This window comes from Bradyrhizobium sp. JYMT SZCCT0180 (assembly GCF_018130165.1).
Classification (GTDB): domain Bacteria; phylum Pseudomonadota; class Alphaproteobacteria; order Rhizobiales; family Xanthobacteraceae; genus Bradyrhizobium.
In genome coordinates this window covers 115,686-129,048 of record NZ_JAFCLZ010000022.1, presented here as the reverse complement: position 1 = coordinate 129,048, position 13,363 = coordinate 115,686, and the positions used below count along the sequence as shown (strand labels likewise).

Genomic DNA, 13,363 nt, shown 5'->3' with positions numbered 1-13,363 from the left:
ATGCCCCCCGCCTTTAGCGGCGGGGTTGCCGTGCTCGCTCAGGTTCGACGGTGCCGGGCTCTTCGATCTCTCAAACACAACTGACGAGAAAGAGAGAACCACCATGACGCTTTTTTCTGCCAACAGCTCGGTGCAGACCGCTTGCACCAATGTCCACCGTCCGATGGGCGGCATCGAGGGCTTGCGTGAGGTGCACGATGATGTCGGGCGCCTCACCGTGTCCGCCTTCCCGGCGGCGATGATCAAGGACATGTCGATGGCCCGCGCCGCCGTGCCGGCCTGCTACGTGCTGGCCGACCACTGCACGGCCTATATCGGCGAGACCGGCAACGTCGGCCGCCGCCTCTCCGACCACTACCGCGACCAGAGCAAGTCCTTCGCGCGGGAGGTCTACGTGATCTCGGGGTACGAAGGCGCCTGGTTCGACACCACTGCGGCCCTGTATCTGCAGTATCGCCTCACCAAGATCGCGGAGCAGGCCGGCCTCGTCGATGTCATGAAGGGCACCAACCCGCAGCTTCTGGAGTTGCCCAGCCACAAGCGGGCATCGCTCGACATCTTCGTCGAGCACGGCGACCGGCTGCTGTTCGACGCCGGGTGCCGAGTGCTGCGCTCCAACTTCGCCAGCCAGCGTCGCCCGGTCGTCGAGGCCGACGCCATCGGGCTCGACGACACGGGCCCGATGCAGATCGGCGTGGTCGCGACGCCGCCGGTCGGCAGCGAGCTCGAGCTCGCCTACGGTGAACTCTGGGCAAGGGGCTATCCCACGCCCGAGGGCTTCGTGGTGATGGCGGGCTCCGAGGTCCGCAGCACGGTCAACCCCAGCGCGCCGCAGATCGTCGAGACGCGCCGCGACGAGCTGATGGACGCCGAGGCGCTGGTGTCGATCCCCGGCGTGGAGGACCGAGAGCGCCTGTGCGTCGCCGTCCGCTTCCCGTCGGCCGCCATCGCGGCGAAGGTCGTGACCGGGGCGCATGTCGACTCGAGCAAGTGGCAGCCGCCGCGCTACCCGCGCCCGATCCTGATCGCGTGGTAAGGGTGACGACCATGACCGACGAACCGAAGGTGCCGGAGCGCAAGCTCCGGCACGAGGGACCCCACCGCGCCGACGCCGCTTGCTCCCCGCTCCCGATCGATCGTGGATCGATCGCAGCGAACGCATTCATCGACAACCCGGCCTGGCGGATCAAAAGGCCGCCCGATCGTCCGTGGCCGTTCAAGGCCGCGGATGTCTCGCCCCTGCACTGGTGGCGAACGCTGCCGTCCTATGCGTTTCGCGACGCCGAGCAGATCGCCCTGCTCACGACTGTGAATCGGATCGGCGTGCTCTATGGCGGCGATGATCTCACGGCCGCGCTCGCAGGCGACGCGGCAGCCGCCATCGGCGTCGCGTTCTCCCTGATGCCGATCGAAGAGACCACGCTCACCATCGACATCGCGATGACGGCGCTTTGCCGCTGCGCGCTCGCGCGGAACGCAGCGGCTGCGCTGGTCCTGGCTCAGGTCATCGGCTTGACCGGCCTCGATCACGGATTGGCCACCGAGCTGGCCGCGTCCTGGTACACACACGGGCTGCGCCACTCAAGCAATCCACGCAAGTTCCGCGCGGCCGAGACCGTGTTGTTGACGGCCTTCCGGGAACGTCGCCACGATGGAGAGAGTGCATGAGGGTTCAAGTCTTTTCAGACCTGCATCGCGACGTGCTGCCGATCAACTGGGCTACCGCCGACGGTATCCCCCGAATGCAGAAACTGACGGCGACCTCCGGCATGACCAGCAACTACACCTCGGAGGACGAGGCATGAGCCGAACCGACGACGCCGATGAGATCGATCTGCCGGAAGTGGGCGACGCGGTCTCGACCGGTGCGGCCGCGGACTCGTCGGATGCAAACGAGCGTCTCAAGGGCCTTCCCCGGCTGCTGCGTTACGCCATGCTCATCACCGACAAGACCGACTATCTCGAGCAGCGGCTGGTCGCCGAGATCGACGAGCTCTGTCCGCAGCTCCCTCATAACGCGACCTGGGCCGCGGCCGTTGGCGCCGATACGGGACTTGCGCTCGCCGCCGAACTCGACCACCGAGCCGTCGTCCAGAACGAGCCAACATTGCGCAGCCTTGCCGACTGCGTGCGGCTTCTGTGCCTACCCACACCGCGCGATCGGACTGACTTCGAGGACTATCGCCGGGTGGGCAAAGCGCTTGTCCATGGCTTCCATGCGATCGCGCGCCACGCCGAGGAGCACCTCTGCTGCGATCTCGAGCGCTTCGTCTTCGGCTGGGCGGCGCTGCCGGCGTGCACCGACATGCTGTCGAGAGGAGTCTCGGCGGCGCCGAACGCGGTCTACCTCGGAAGGTCCATGGCAGAGCATCGCATCGTCGCGGCCGCCAGGGCTGCTCGGCGCAAACTGAAGGAGGAAGAAGAACGAAAACGGTTGGAGGAGGCTGAAGACGCCGGCGAGGAGGCCGCCGAAGGCCCCGTGCAGGCAGCCGCTGCCGCGGAAGCCGTGCCCGATCATCATCTGGTGGTCGTACGCTTAAGCAGCGAGGCGATGAAGAACACCAAGCTGAAGGACATCCTCGGCCCGCTGAAGGGCGTCATCAACACTCCTTTGCCGCTAGTCCAAGTACCCCCTCTGCAGGAGGTACGCTCCACGCTTTTGTTCGAATTCCCCTACGCGACCGACGTCATCGATTTTGCGCTCGCTGACCTTGTTGGGCGCGTAACGATCCATCTGCGCCCACTGTTACTCGTCGGAGATCCCGGCGGCGGCAAGACCCGATTCGCGCGGCGCCTCGGGGAGGTGCTGGGCCTCACAGTCTGGCGTACCGACGCCAGCCGAAGTGACGGCGCCGTGTTCGGCGGTACCGACAGGCGCTGGTATTCGGCCGAGCCTTGCCATCCCTTCCTCGCTGTCGCTCAGGGCAAGACCGCGAGCCCACTGATCCTGCTCGATGAAATTGAGAAGGCACCGGTACGAGCCGACTACGGTCGGCTGTGGGACTGCCTGCTCGGCTTCCTCGAGTCCGAGACTAATGCGCGCTACCCTGATCCGGCATTGCAGGCGAACTTAGATGTCTCCCAGGTTTCCTACATCGCCACGGCCAACAGCCTCGATCCCCTGCCCTCGCCGATCCGCGACCGGTTTCGCGTGGTGAGGTTTCCGAAGCCGGCCGCCAGCGACCTCGATGCGCTCTTGCCAGCCGTGATCGCCGATCTCGCCAAGGAACGCGGACTCGATGCGAGCTGGGTCCCCTCGCTCGACGGCGCCGAACACGCCGCCGTTGCGCGCACCTGGCGCGGCGGCTCGGTCCGACGCTTGCGCCGTACCGTCGAGGCGATCCTGCGCGGGCGCGATCTCCATGCAACGAGGAACTGAGATGCCCCACGAGACTGACAACAACTCGAAACCGATGCCGCCCAAGGCGTTGCCCCTCCGTCCGATGCGATTGCCGGGGATAACGCGGCCGGACGCCTCAAGGGTGGTCCGAAACATCGATACAATTCAAGATATCCACAATAGGACCGATACCGTGACCGACCCTCAGATCGTCTGCCCCGAGTGCCGTACCGAAATCAAGTTGACGGAATCCCTTGCTGCACCCTTGATCGCCGAGACGCGCAGGCAGTTCGAGGCGCAGCTTGCAGCTAAGGAGGCCGACTTCGGCCGCCGCGAGGCCAAGCTCAGGCAGATTCAGGACGACGTCGCCAAAGCCCGCGAGAGCATCGACGAGCACGTGGCGGCCAAGTTGAAAACGGAGCGCGCCGCCATCGTTGAGACCGAGGCGAAGAAGGCCCGGACAGCCTTGGCCGACGAGCTTGGCCAGCGCGACGAGCAGCTTAAGGAGCTGCAGCAAACGCTAACGACGAATAACGCGAAACTGGCGCAAGCGCAGCAGGCGCAGACTGAAGTGCTGCGCAAGCAGCGCGAGCTGGATGACGCCAGGCGCGAGGTCGAACTGACTGTCGAGAAGAAGGTTCAGGAGAATCTTGTCGCCGTTCGCGAGAAGGCCAAATTAGAAGCCGAGGATACCCTCAAGTCCAAGGTCGCCGAGAAGGAGGCCCAGATCGCCGGCATGCAGCGACAGATCGAGGATCTCCGGCGCAAAGCCGAACAGGGCTCGCAGCAGTTGCAGGGCGAGACGCTCGAGATCGAGCTTGAATCCCTGCTCCGTAGCCGCTTTCCGCGTGATGTAATCGAGCCCGTAGCCAAGGGCGAGTTCGGCGGCGACGTGGCGCATCGTGTTCTTAGCTCCGCGGGTCAGGCCTGCGGCACCATTCTCTGGGAAATGAAGCACACCAAGAATTGGAATGATCACTGGCTCGGAAAACTGCGCGATGATCAGCGCGCCGCAAAAGCGGAGATCGCCTTGATCGTTTCCCGTGCTTTGCCCAAGGGTGTCGAGACATTCGATCTCATCGACAACGTTTGGGTCGCGGAGCCGCGCTTCGCCATCCCGCTCGCGGTTGTCCTTCGCCAGTCGCTGATCGACCTCGCCGGCAGCCGACAAGCACAGGAAGGCCAGCAGACCAAGATGGAGATGGTGTACGCCTACCTGACCGGTCCGCGCTTCCGCCACCGCATCGATGCCATCGTCGAACGGTTCACCGACATGCAGCAGGATCTCAACCGTGAGCGCAAGATGATGATGCGGTTGTGGGCCAAACGCGAAGAGCAGCTTCGAGGCGTCCTCGATTCGACCGCTGGCCTCTATGGCGATTTCCAAGGCATTGCCGGCAGGGCCATGCAGGAGATTGAGAGCTTGGATGTGCTGTTGATCGAGGCGGCAGGAGAGGCTGCGGAGTAAGGCCCTTTCGGGCACGACTTCGCTGGCCTGCGATAGCATTCCATATCCGCGCGATGAACTTCGAAGGCGGATTGCTGTCTACACGAGAATTCCGTAGGCTCTCAGACAGGCCAGCGGGATGACGTTCCAACTATTTGGCAGCCAATCAACCTCTTGTCTCGCGCGCAATCCGTTTTCTTGACCCAGGAGACAGGCAACAGCAACGTTACTACATTGTCAGATTAAAAACTTCGGCGTCTCCTAGCAGAAGCCTTCTCAAACGCATTCCGACGGACTTTGGATCAGACAACGCTATCGTCGCAATCGCAAGACGGCTGTCCTGCTTATCAGCAATGCGGTGCAGCGTCTGGAGCCCTTCGCCGATGCTTAATTCGTCATGGTGTGGATAGAGCAACATCAAAGAATTACTATTATACACATGGGCATACGCCATCATTTGATAGATGTCGGCCTGTCCGACGCCGCGCTTGGCGTCATCTATCTCTCCCTTCAAACGCTTCCATTTGGTGTCGATGATCAGAAGGGGTTTACCGTCCTTGCTCACGACGATGTCCGGCCTTGTTGCGAAACGACGAGCGCCGGTTGCATGATCAATCAACGCGTAGCTTTGGGGCCCTTGCAGAACGACTTGAAAGGCCGTTCCGGAGAGTGCCCGCCTGAACATTCGACCGATGAATTCCTCAAAAAGCGTGTTCATCTCAAAAAGCAGAGAAAAGCCTCGAGCATTGCCTCTTGTCGTTGTTTGGAAGCGATCTCCCAACAGCAACCTCGCAAAGCGAAACAACTCAAGCCACCCGCTATTAGTTCTATCAATAACAACCTTGTTCCAAGGGAGCTCCTTGACCGCGACCGCGCTCACCTCATCGAATGCGAAGGCAAGCTCCGTTAATCTTCGGCGATTTTGCTCCGAGCGAGAAGTTGTCGTTAACCGCGCGACTGCCGCCTTCATTATTTGATTCAACGCAATATCGGCGCTGAGATTTTCAAATTGGCAAGCAAGCTTTTGAGGTGTGGCTCCCAACACTGTAAATTGACGTACCACGTCTAGCCGGCCCCGTAGGGTCGAGAGATCATCCTGGTTGCCGACGTACCGCCGCGGCATTCCACGATGAAGCACTGCAAACAGTTTATCGCAGAACAATCGAACGAGGATCTCCAGAAGGTCATCCTTCTGCCAGCTCAAGTCGGCATTCGCGCCGGGGGCAATTTCTAGATCGAGCACTACCGCCAGCATGTGGACTAGGCTTCGGCGAGCCGCGGCATTATCACTGGTCGAGCCATCTATTTTGGGCAAGATTTCGAGTGTCGCGTCCTCCGTGGCCAGAATGCCGACCACCTGTTGAGCGCGAAGCCTTGAGACGCCGTTGACGAGGATCTTCTCTCCATCCTCACCTCCGAGCGCCGTATTGCGCGCTGCTTTCAACAGTCGGTCGGCAACTGAGCGACTTAGACCGGCCGGTCCGCCGATAGGCGGCTCAACAGCTATGTAATCCCACTCGCGGACTGTTCGATGGATCATGACATGAAGTGATCATATGCATTCGCAGGAAACTCGGGACGCACGTCATAGCGGTAGCGTTCGATGTCAGAATCCATTGCTCCCGTGGTTGGAGGCCGCAGCTTGGTCCGAACAGTGAAATGCCCCTCATCACTAGTCTCACCGAGTACCTCGCGCAGCTTTTCCCAATTGTCGTAAAAGTATTCGGACAGAAGCGGAATGATTTTGGTGCGCATCACTCTATCCAAGTCCGTTCGGGACTGACATTCCATGAAATAAGCATGCCCTATCTGATGTTCCCGATCGAAGAAATACTCAATCCGCTCGTTCAACGCGGACAAAAGGGCCCGAATATTCACTCCACCCACATTGTCGCCGAGAAGAGAGGGTTGGGGCATCAATTCCTTAAATTGGAATCGCCGACGTAGAGCTGTATCCAACAAGGCTATCGACCTGTCGGCCGTGTTCATCGTACCTACAATGTGGAGATTTGCTGGCACGCCGAATTCCTCGTGAGAATATGGCAGCGTCACCGTTAGCGCATTGAGACAGCCCAACCGCTTGTCTGGTTCAATCAGGGTAATGAGTTCTCCGAAGACCTTAGAAATGTTGGCCCTGTTGATTTCATCGATGACCAGAACATACGGATCCGGATCCTTGTTGAGGTCTGTGGTGGTAGTAGCTCCCTGTTCACCCAGTATTGTCTCAAGGGCAGCTCGCTTTATCTTTTTGGGATCAATTCGATAAAGCGACATCATCGTGAATTTGCCATCGAGAATAGTCTCGACCGGCAACGATTTCTCAAGAACACGTAACCAACGTACTTTTCGCCGATGTCGATAGTCGGTGGCGTCCTTCGCAAATTCATAGGGTCCGATGATTTCGCCAATCGCGCGGAACTGACTGTTGCCATCAGATACGATTACGATATCGCCCTTTTGCATCATTGCACGTAACCGAAACGTCTGGGTTACATCACCCCGGTTGCTGCTAATATCTGGCTCGACGGATCTCCACTTTTCCAAAATGGCATCAAATTTTTCGAAGATTGGATCACTCCAATCCGTGTCTCCACCCCAGCCCAGCGCGACATATCCTCCGTCAATTGCGGCTTGGTAGATCTCGCTCTGATCGTAAGCTCGGCCGAGTGACATCTTAAAAAAATTGCGGCCATCAAGATCGAATGCGGACGCTGCCGGTCTAACTGCCCCAGCCTGTTCGGCAAGTGCAGAAATGCGTTTGAAGACGCCATCGGTTGGCTTGAGCCGGAAACCTCCAGAGGAGGATTGACCACCTTCATCCTCGGCGGCGGTTTCCGGCCTTAATCCCTCAATGAAATCCTCGTAGCTGTAGCTTTGGTGAAATGTTACAAAGGCTATTCGACCCGCATCCTTTAAGGCGTTAAAGCGCTCCATTAGTTTTTGTCGGTCCTGTTCATCGGGAGCAACGCCGTCGCACAGGAGGACGGCCTCTTGCGCGCTCCTATATGTCTTGCCGGTGCCGGGAGGACCGTAAAGGATTACATTGGTCGGCGCCGCGCTCTTTTTCGACGACTCAGCGACAATCGATTTTTCATCGGAGACCGCCTCATCCGCATCAGAACCGTTGCACGTGACCCAGATAAATCCTTGAACGTCCCAAAGATCACGGGGCTTCCATCCCCAATCGTCGCGCATGACATTAAGTATGGCTTCGCTCATCGCAAGCACATCTCCATATTCGGCGGCAGAGAATGGAGCATTTTTGAGCAACGAGCGGTGTAGTAGACGCATCCCTGCCGTATAGATCGGCTTGTATCGAACTCCGATCGCCCGTTCAGGCTTGGCAAACGCCAGCAACATCGTCGGAATCGTGCGCATATCCCGATAGGGCATATTGCCCTCCTGTCCCTCCGAATATTCAGGCCACGTTTTCTGTACGAATTCTTCGACGGCTTGAGGCGGATCCAGAGGACTTCGAAGCAATGCCCCTGCTGCTTCGTTGATCAGCGGCGTAGCCGTTGAGCGCACAATTCGCAGCCTATCTGTCATCCTCCAGCCAAGAAGGTTTGATTCTGGAGATTCAAGAATGGCCAGAACATCATTGCCCACTTGGGCATTTGACAACTCATCTCCTCGCCCTGTGACTTCTGCTACTCGCTCGATAAGAGCCTGCTTATATTTGCGCTCTTCATCCCAATAGCTGCCGTGCGTCGCGTCGAAACCGAGCGCTTCGAAATCTGGAAAATGAGAAACAAAAGCAGCTTTTAGCTTGCCTAGCGCTTCAAGATCTAACGTGTTGGGCATCTGGCTGTACCAATCGAGGATATTTGTGAACTCATTTCGGTTACGCGCGCGCACGCTCAGAACTGGTCGAGGAAATCCCTGCTGGCGAAGCAGTTCTGGGGGATTGTGTTTTAGCCGACCCGGCAGGTTTGAGTGCCTCCCCCGGTCAGCCTGGTAGAGTTGCATTTCCCAACTCGATGGGAAGGTACGACCGCTGCTCTCGAGCCAAAGTTGAACATTTTGAATGTCGCGCTGAAGCGCAATTGCGCGCCCATCAGGCAGGTTGAATGATAGAATTTTTTCGTTATCAACATCGGGATTGCCAAACCGCGCTCGCAATTCTTTCTCGGCGGCCGCAACGTCGATCGTAGACGATTGATCAATTGCGAACGTAAACACAACGGTCGAGCTATTAGCGGGGCCATCCCTTTTGGTCTCGCGAACACCCGCCTCTGTCCAGAACTTGCTGCTGCCTATAGCGCTGCAAACCGCGGGCATTGAGTTTGAGAGATCCATTTCGCGGTGCACATCACCGGCTCTCACCGAGACTTGGGCGTCACCGCGGGAACGAGCCGGAGAAATATGGTTGACGATGACAAACTTGCGAATATCGTCGGCTTGGCTCAACTGGCAACCCTTCTTCGGCAAAACAAGGAGCGCGTAATGGCGCTGGTACGCATCAGTACTCCCAAGATCATGACAGCTCAGCGGCTAAAAAGGCCATGACAAATTGGGTTTGGGTGCCATTAGACTACGAGCCGCTTCCGGGATCCAGCGATGTATTCGTCAAAGCGACAAGCACCTTTGACGCAAACTCTCTTGCAAAGAAAACCCTTGCTCGTGACAGGACCCGACAAACGCATTTTGAAACGCAATTGAAGCATGTGGCATGGCATCTCGGCACTAAGACCGTACCGGTCTTTTTGAATTTTAATGGCGTCCAACTTCGTATGGACAAGGGATGCATCGGACACGCAGCCGCTGCCGGGTTTCTGCGAACCCCCGTTAATGGGCCGGATGGTTATGTTACCCATGTTGAACTGTCGTCCTAATTACCCTCGTTAGCCTCCCTAGATGGCGAGCCTACGCAGCCGGATCGCAGCAGTTACTATTTGGCCGTCATCCCCCAGTATCAGATATCGATCCAGTCGACCCTCAATTTTGGCGTATTCTCTGCGACCAAGCTCGGAACGAGCTCGTTTTCGAGATGAGCTATCCATGAAGTAAACGTCCGCGCCGTGTCGACGCTTCTGACACCCATAATCCAGGAGGGCATCGACGACCTCGGGTCGAATTGCTCTTTGCTGGCAGCGGGTCTGTGCATGGCGAGTGTACATTTGGTCCCTCCCTTTCCTGGTCTAGGAAGGTTAGGAGGGTGAGGTGACAGAAGTTGGCATGCCCTGAGATCGATCACCGGTGCGGGCGGCCGTACCCGCGCCATATTCTTTGAGCGCACACAAGCTATTGACTAGACGCATCTCCATAATATTCGCACAGGGTACGTCGAGCAGGCGCGGGCTCGCAAAGACCAGCGAGAGAACTTGCGCCCTTGAAACGGCGACGTTGATGCGATTGAGGCTGAAGAGAAAGTCTACTCCGCGCGGAATTTCATCAGCTGACGATGTAGTCATTGAAACTATGCAGACCGGAGCCTCTTGTCCCTGAAATTTATCGACTGTTCCGACTCGCGCGCCGGAAGGAAGGCCTGCCTTCAGTGCGTTAACTTGCAAATTGTAGGGAGCCACAACAAGGATATCGCTCAGTTGCAAGCACCTTTCATTGCCGTCGCGATCCCTAAATCGCTTTCCTAAGAGTGAAGTGATCTGTCGCCGGATCCCGACAACCTCCTCTAGCGATGATTGGCTATTGCCCGCATGGGGAACCTCAACCAGATGGACCCCAGACAGGGTATGACCGGAATCATCGAGGATTCTTTGTCGACCAGCACCCTCATCGTTCGCAAGACGGCCTTCATAAACGATCATCGAAATAAACCGGCAGACGTCGGGATGCATCCTTCGAGATACCGGAAGAAATATCCCACGATCCGCGGGCACCGTATTATGACCCGCAAGCAGATACTCAAGAGCCGATAGCCCGCTATCGCCGGGATGAGCACCCTGAATTGGTTGCGGTAATTGCATCGGATCACCCACGAGCACAATATTTTTGGCGCTAGTCCCCATCGCTACGACATTTGCGATCGATACCTGCCCTGCTTCGTCAACGAAGAGGTAATCGAAGGCTTGGTCAAATTCGGGCCGGGAAAAGAGCCATGCCGTTCCACCAACGACAGACTCCGTAAGCAGCTTCGGATCCTTATTGTTGTCAGTATGAGAAATTGCTCCGGCATGGGGGCCAGTTATCGGCTCGCTACCCTTCTTAACCGCACCAATTTTTTCACCTGCCTCATTTGCTCGGTCTAGAACAGCACACAGCAAATTATCAATCGCCTTATGACTGTTGGATGCGACCCCCACTCGTTTGCCCCGCCTCACCAATTCGAGGATAGCGCACGAACTGACATAGGTCTTGCCGGTGCCTGGCGGTCCCTGGATTGGCAGAACGCTGCGATCAAGGTCGCCAACGGCAGCAACGATCTGGGATACAAGGTCTCCGTTCGGGCCGACAATGGCATTCTTCCGATTTTTCGTTTTGAACCTCGGCAGGACGTTACAAATAAAATCCAAAACCGCAGGATAGCGCAGATCGTTGGCGACGGCAGATCCTACTACGCGAACGATGGCCGCCTCGATTGCATCGGTCTTTAGTGGTCCGGATGGCAGTAGAGACAGTTGATCCGGCGCTGTCGGGAAGTACGCCTTCGGAAACTTGACTATTGCTACTTGCTTATCGCGGTCAATGTCCATCACGGTTACGACTGCGGGCATTCCATTCAAGTCCGTATGGCACGCTCCAACGTCAAGCTTTGATTCCTGCTCGGGGAAATCAAACATTCTCTCCCAAAACTTCCCTCCATCCACAGATTTTGATTTAGCCACAAGGCCAGCCAAACAATCAAAGTCGTCAATAAGGTCCTCGGCATCCTTGCCGATCTTGTCAAAGATCGACCACCAGGTAGGCTTCTTCTCTCGCCTATGAAAGTAAGTGAGATCAAAAAGAAGCTCTGCAACTTTGCCGCCCAGGCGGGCACGGACAGGCTCCAGTTTTTTTCGCAAGGCGTCCGCGGCAGCCTGCTGCTCAGCAATGATTTCTGAGTTGAACGTCTTTTCGGCACTCACCCCTCCCTTCTTCCACCAGGCCATGCCAGCAGGTCTTACCGAAGCGACGAGCCAGTCGCGTAGCTGCTGCGTCGAAATACAATCAATTTTGTTGTAGTCGCGTACCTCTTCCAGAATTTTGTCATCCTTGGTTTCTCTCCACGTCTCGTACGCGACAACGCTGCCGCCAGCCGTTTTGACCGCGCCCGTTCGTTCCGCCATGTAAAATACTTCGAGATTTTTTAGCGAATAGGCCGGCTCAGATGCAATAATTCCGCCGGAGACAACACTATAGAGGTCGACAAATCGGCCCTCTTTTAGCATCTGGTCGAGCAACGCTTCCCCAATGCCGTGAGTACTCGTAAGTCTACGTAAGGCTGATATTTCATAAGCAGCGTAGTGATAAATATGAGCCTTGGGAGATTCTCTGAGGCGAGTTTCGAAGAACGCCATGAGCCGACGGAGCGCTTCTCCCTCCTCTGCGCGATCGTGTGCCCAGAAATCTTCAAACCGATCATGACCACTGTCCGAGAACCAGATGCCGTGGAGATATTCGAGACCGCCGTCGTAAAAGGGGTCGCCTTCTATATCATAGAAGAGATCACCGGAATCGGGCTCGGGAAGTAACGCGAGACCACGATCGGGAGCGAGCGCCTTCAGTTCAAACGTTGGGGGACCTCCGGCGCGCCTTGCAGACTGCAGACGCGCTTGCACCGCCAATTTCGCCAACGTCGCTTCTGCGAGGCGCGGAACGCGTTTCGCGCGCCGTCCTAGCTCAGTCATTGTAGTCACGCCGGATGCGAGCAGCTTATTACGCTGACTTCGAGATATGCCCGCCACGAGCGCGAGGCTGTCAGTCTCTTCCCACTGCTTGTCGCAATCCTCCCGCCAACGGCAGAGCCCACACATCCTAACGGGCTCTGGAGATGTGGCAGCTGGACGGACTACGAAATCTCCAAGTCGAGCGCGCGCGTGACGGGCATAGGCTGCATATTCGGGAAGCCGAAACGAGAAGCGTGTCCCATCACCCAATTCGATGTGGGCTTGGTCGGGCTCACAGCCTTGAATTTCGGCCAGGAGGTCAGAGTAGAGTACAAGCTGCAGAATATGCTTCGGGTCTGGCTTACGTTTTAATTTGGTGTCGACAACCTCGTACGAAAAATCTCCCAACTTTGAGGGCTTTTCAGTTCTTATCAAGAAATCGGACCAGCCACCCCATGGAGGGGAAAGGAACGCTCCCTGAAATAAGACCTCCGCTCCTTGGGCGAGGGCGTCACGCGTTGCTCGAGCCGCTGCGCCTAAATTTTCCTGTCGGCTAAATTCGATGACTGAACGATGTTCGGTTTTTAGCTTGGAGAGAAATCTCAATTCGTGGTCGTCACCCTGCTTCTGGAGGATCTTAGCATCTTCGGAATCCTCCGCAGGAACGAGCGGATCCCCCCTTGCGTAACGAAGGTCCATCGCGGTCGCATGTGCGCAACCCATGAACCGCATCAGGTCCGATGCGGAAAGCAATATGTCTTGGCCCTCGATTTTCACGTGCAACCCCCCCGTGTACGGTATAGTTATAGG

General features: G+C 57.3%; 8 protein-coding genes. 5 read left to right on the top strand and 3 right to left on the bottom strand.

Features of this window, described 5'->3' with window-relative positions:
- The first annotated feature begins 103 nt into the window (after positions 1 to 103).
- The 5 genes from JQ641_RS28895 to JQ641_RS28875 all read left to right on the top strand — a co-directional run bounded on the left by JQ641_RS28895 (position 104) and on the right by JQ641_RS28875 (position 4,808).
- Positions 104 to 1,036: a DUF4357 domain-containing protein gene (locus tag JQ641_RS28895; RefSeq protein ID WP_211999264.1), complete on the top strand. Its 933-nt coding sequence runs from the start codon at positions 104 to 106 to the stop codon at positions 1,034 to 1,036.
- A gap of 11 nt (positions 1,037 to 1,047) precedes the next feature.
- The gene (locus JQ641_RS28890; protein WP_211999263.1) at positions 1,048 to 1,668 is read left to right on the top strand and encodes a hypothetical protein; all 621 of its coding nucleotides are present in this window, start codon (positions 1,048 to 1,050) and stop codon (positions 1,666 to 1,668) included.
- Positions 1,665 to 1,805 carry a hypothetical protein gene (locus tag JQ641_RS28885; protein WP_211999262.1) on the top strand — a complete coding sequence of 47 codons (141 nt, stop codon included), beginning with the start codon at positions 1,665 to 1,667 and terminating at the stop codon, positions 1,803 to 1,805. Before JQ641_RS28890 ends, JQ641_RS28885 begins: the two co-directional genes overlap by 4 nt.
- Positions 1,802 to 3,379: an AAA family ATPase gene (locus JQ641_RS28880; protein WP_211999261.1), complete on the top strand. Its 1,578-nt coding sequence runs from the start codon at positions 1,802 to 1,804 to the stop codon at positions 3,377 to 3,379. The genes JQ641_RS28885 and JQ641_RS28880 overlap by 4 nt, the downstream gene beginning before the upstream one ends.
- A 154-nt stretch (positions 3,380 to 3,533) precedes the next feature.
- The gene (locus JQ641_RS28875; RefSeq protein WP_211999260.1) at positions 3,534 to 4,808 is read left to right on the top strand and encodes a DUF2130 domain-containing protein; all 1,275 of its coding nucleotides are present in this window, start codon (positions 3,534 to 3,536) and stop codon (positions 4,806 to 4,808) included.
- 208 nt (positions 4,809 to 5,016) lie between these two features.
- Here the strand turns inward: JQ641_RS28875 and JQ641_RS28870 are convergent, their stop codons facing one another.
- The 3 genes from JQ641_RS28870 to JQ641_RS28860 all read right to left on the bottom strand — a co-directional run bounded on the left by JQ641_RS28870 (position 5,017) and on the right by JQ641_RS28860 (position 13,330).
- A complete protein-coding gene (locus tag JQ641_RS28870) occupies positions 5,017 to 6,327 on the bottom strand; it encodes an McrC family protein (protein ID WP_211999259.1) in 1,311 nt (436 codons plus the stop codon).
- A complete protein-coding gene (locus JQ641_RS38145) occupies positions 6,324 to 9,197 on the bottom strand; it encodes a DUF8426 domain-containing protein (RefSeq protein WP_249150787.1) in 2,874 nt (957 codons plus the stop codon). Before JQ641_RS38145 ends, JQ641_RS28870 begins: the two co-directional genes overlap by 4 nt.
- 740 nt (positions 9,198 to 9,937) lie before the next feature.
- Positions 9,938 to 13,330 (bottom strand): TM0106 family RecB-like putative nuclease, encoded by a 3,393-nt coding sequence (locus JQ641_RS28860; RefSeq protein ID WP_349628641.1) that lies wholly within the window; start codon positions 13,328 to 13,330, stop codon positions 9,938 to 9,940.
- Positions 13,331 to 13,363: the final 33 nt, after the last annotated feature.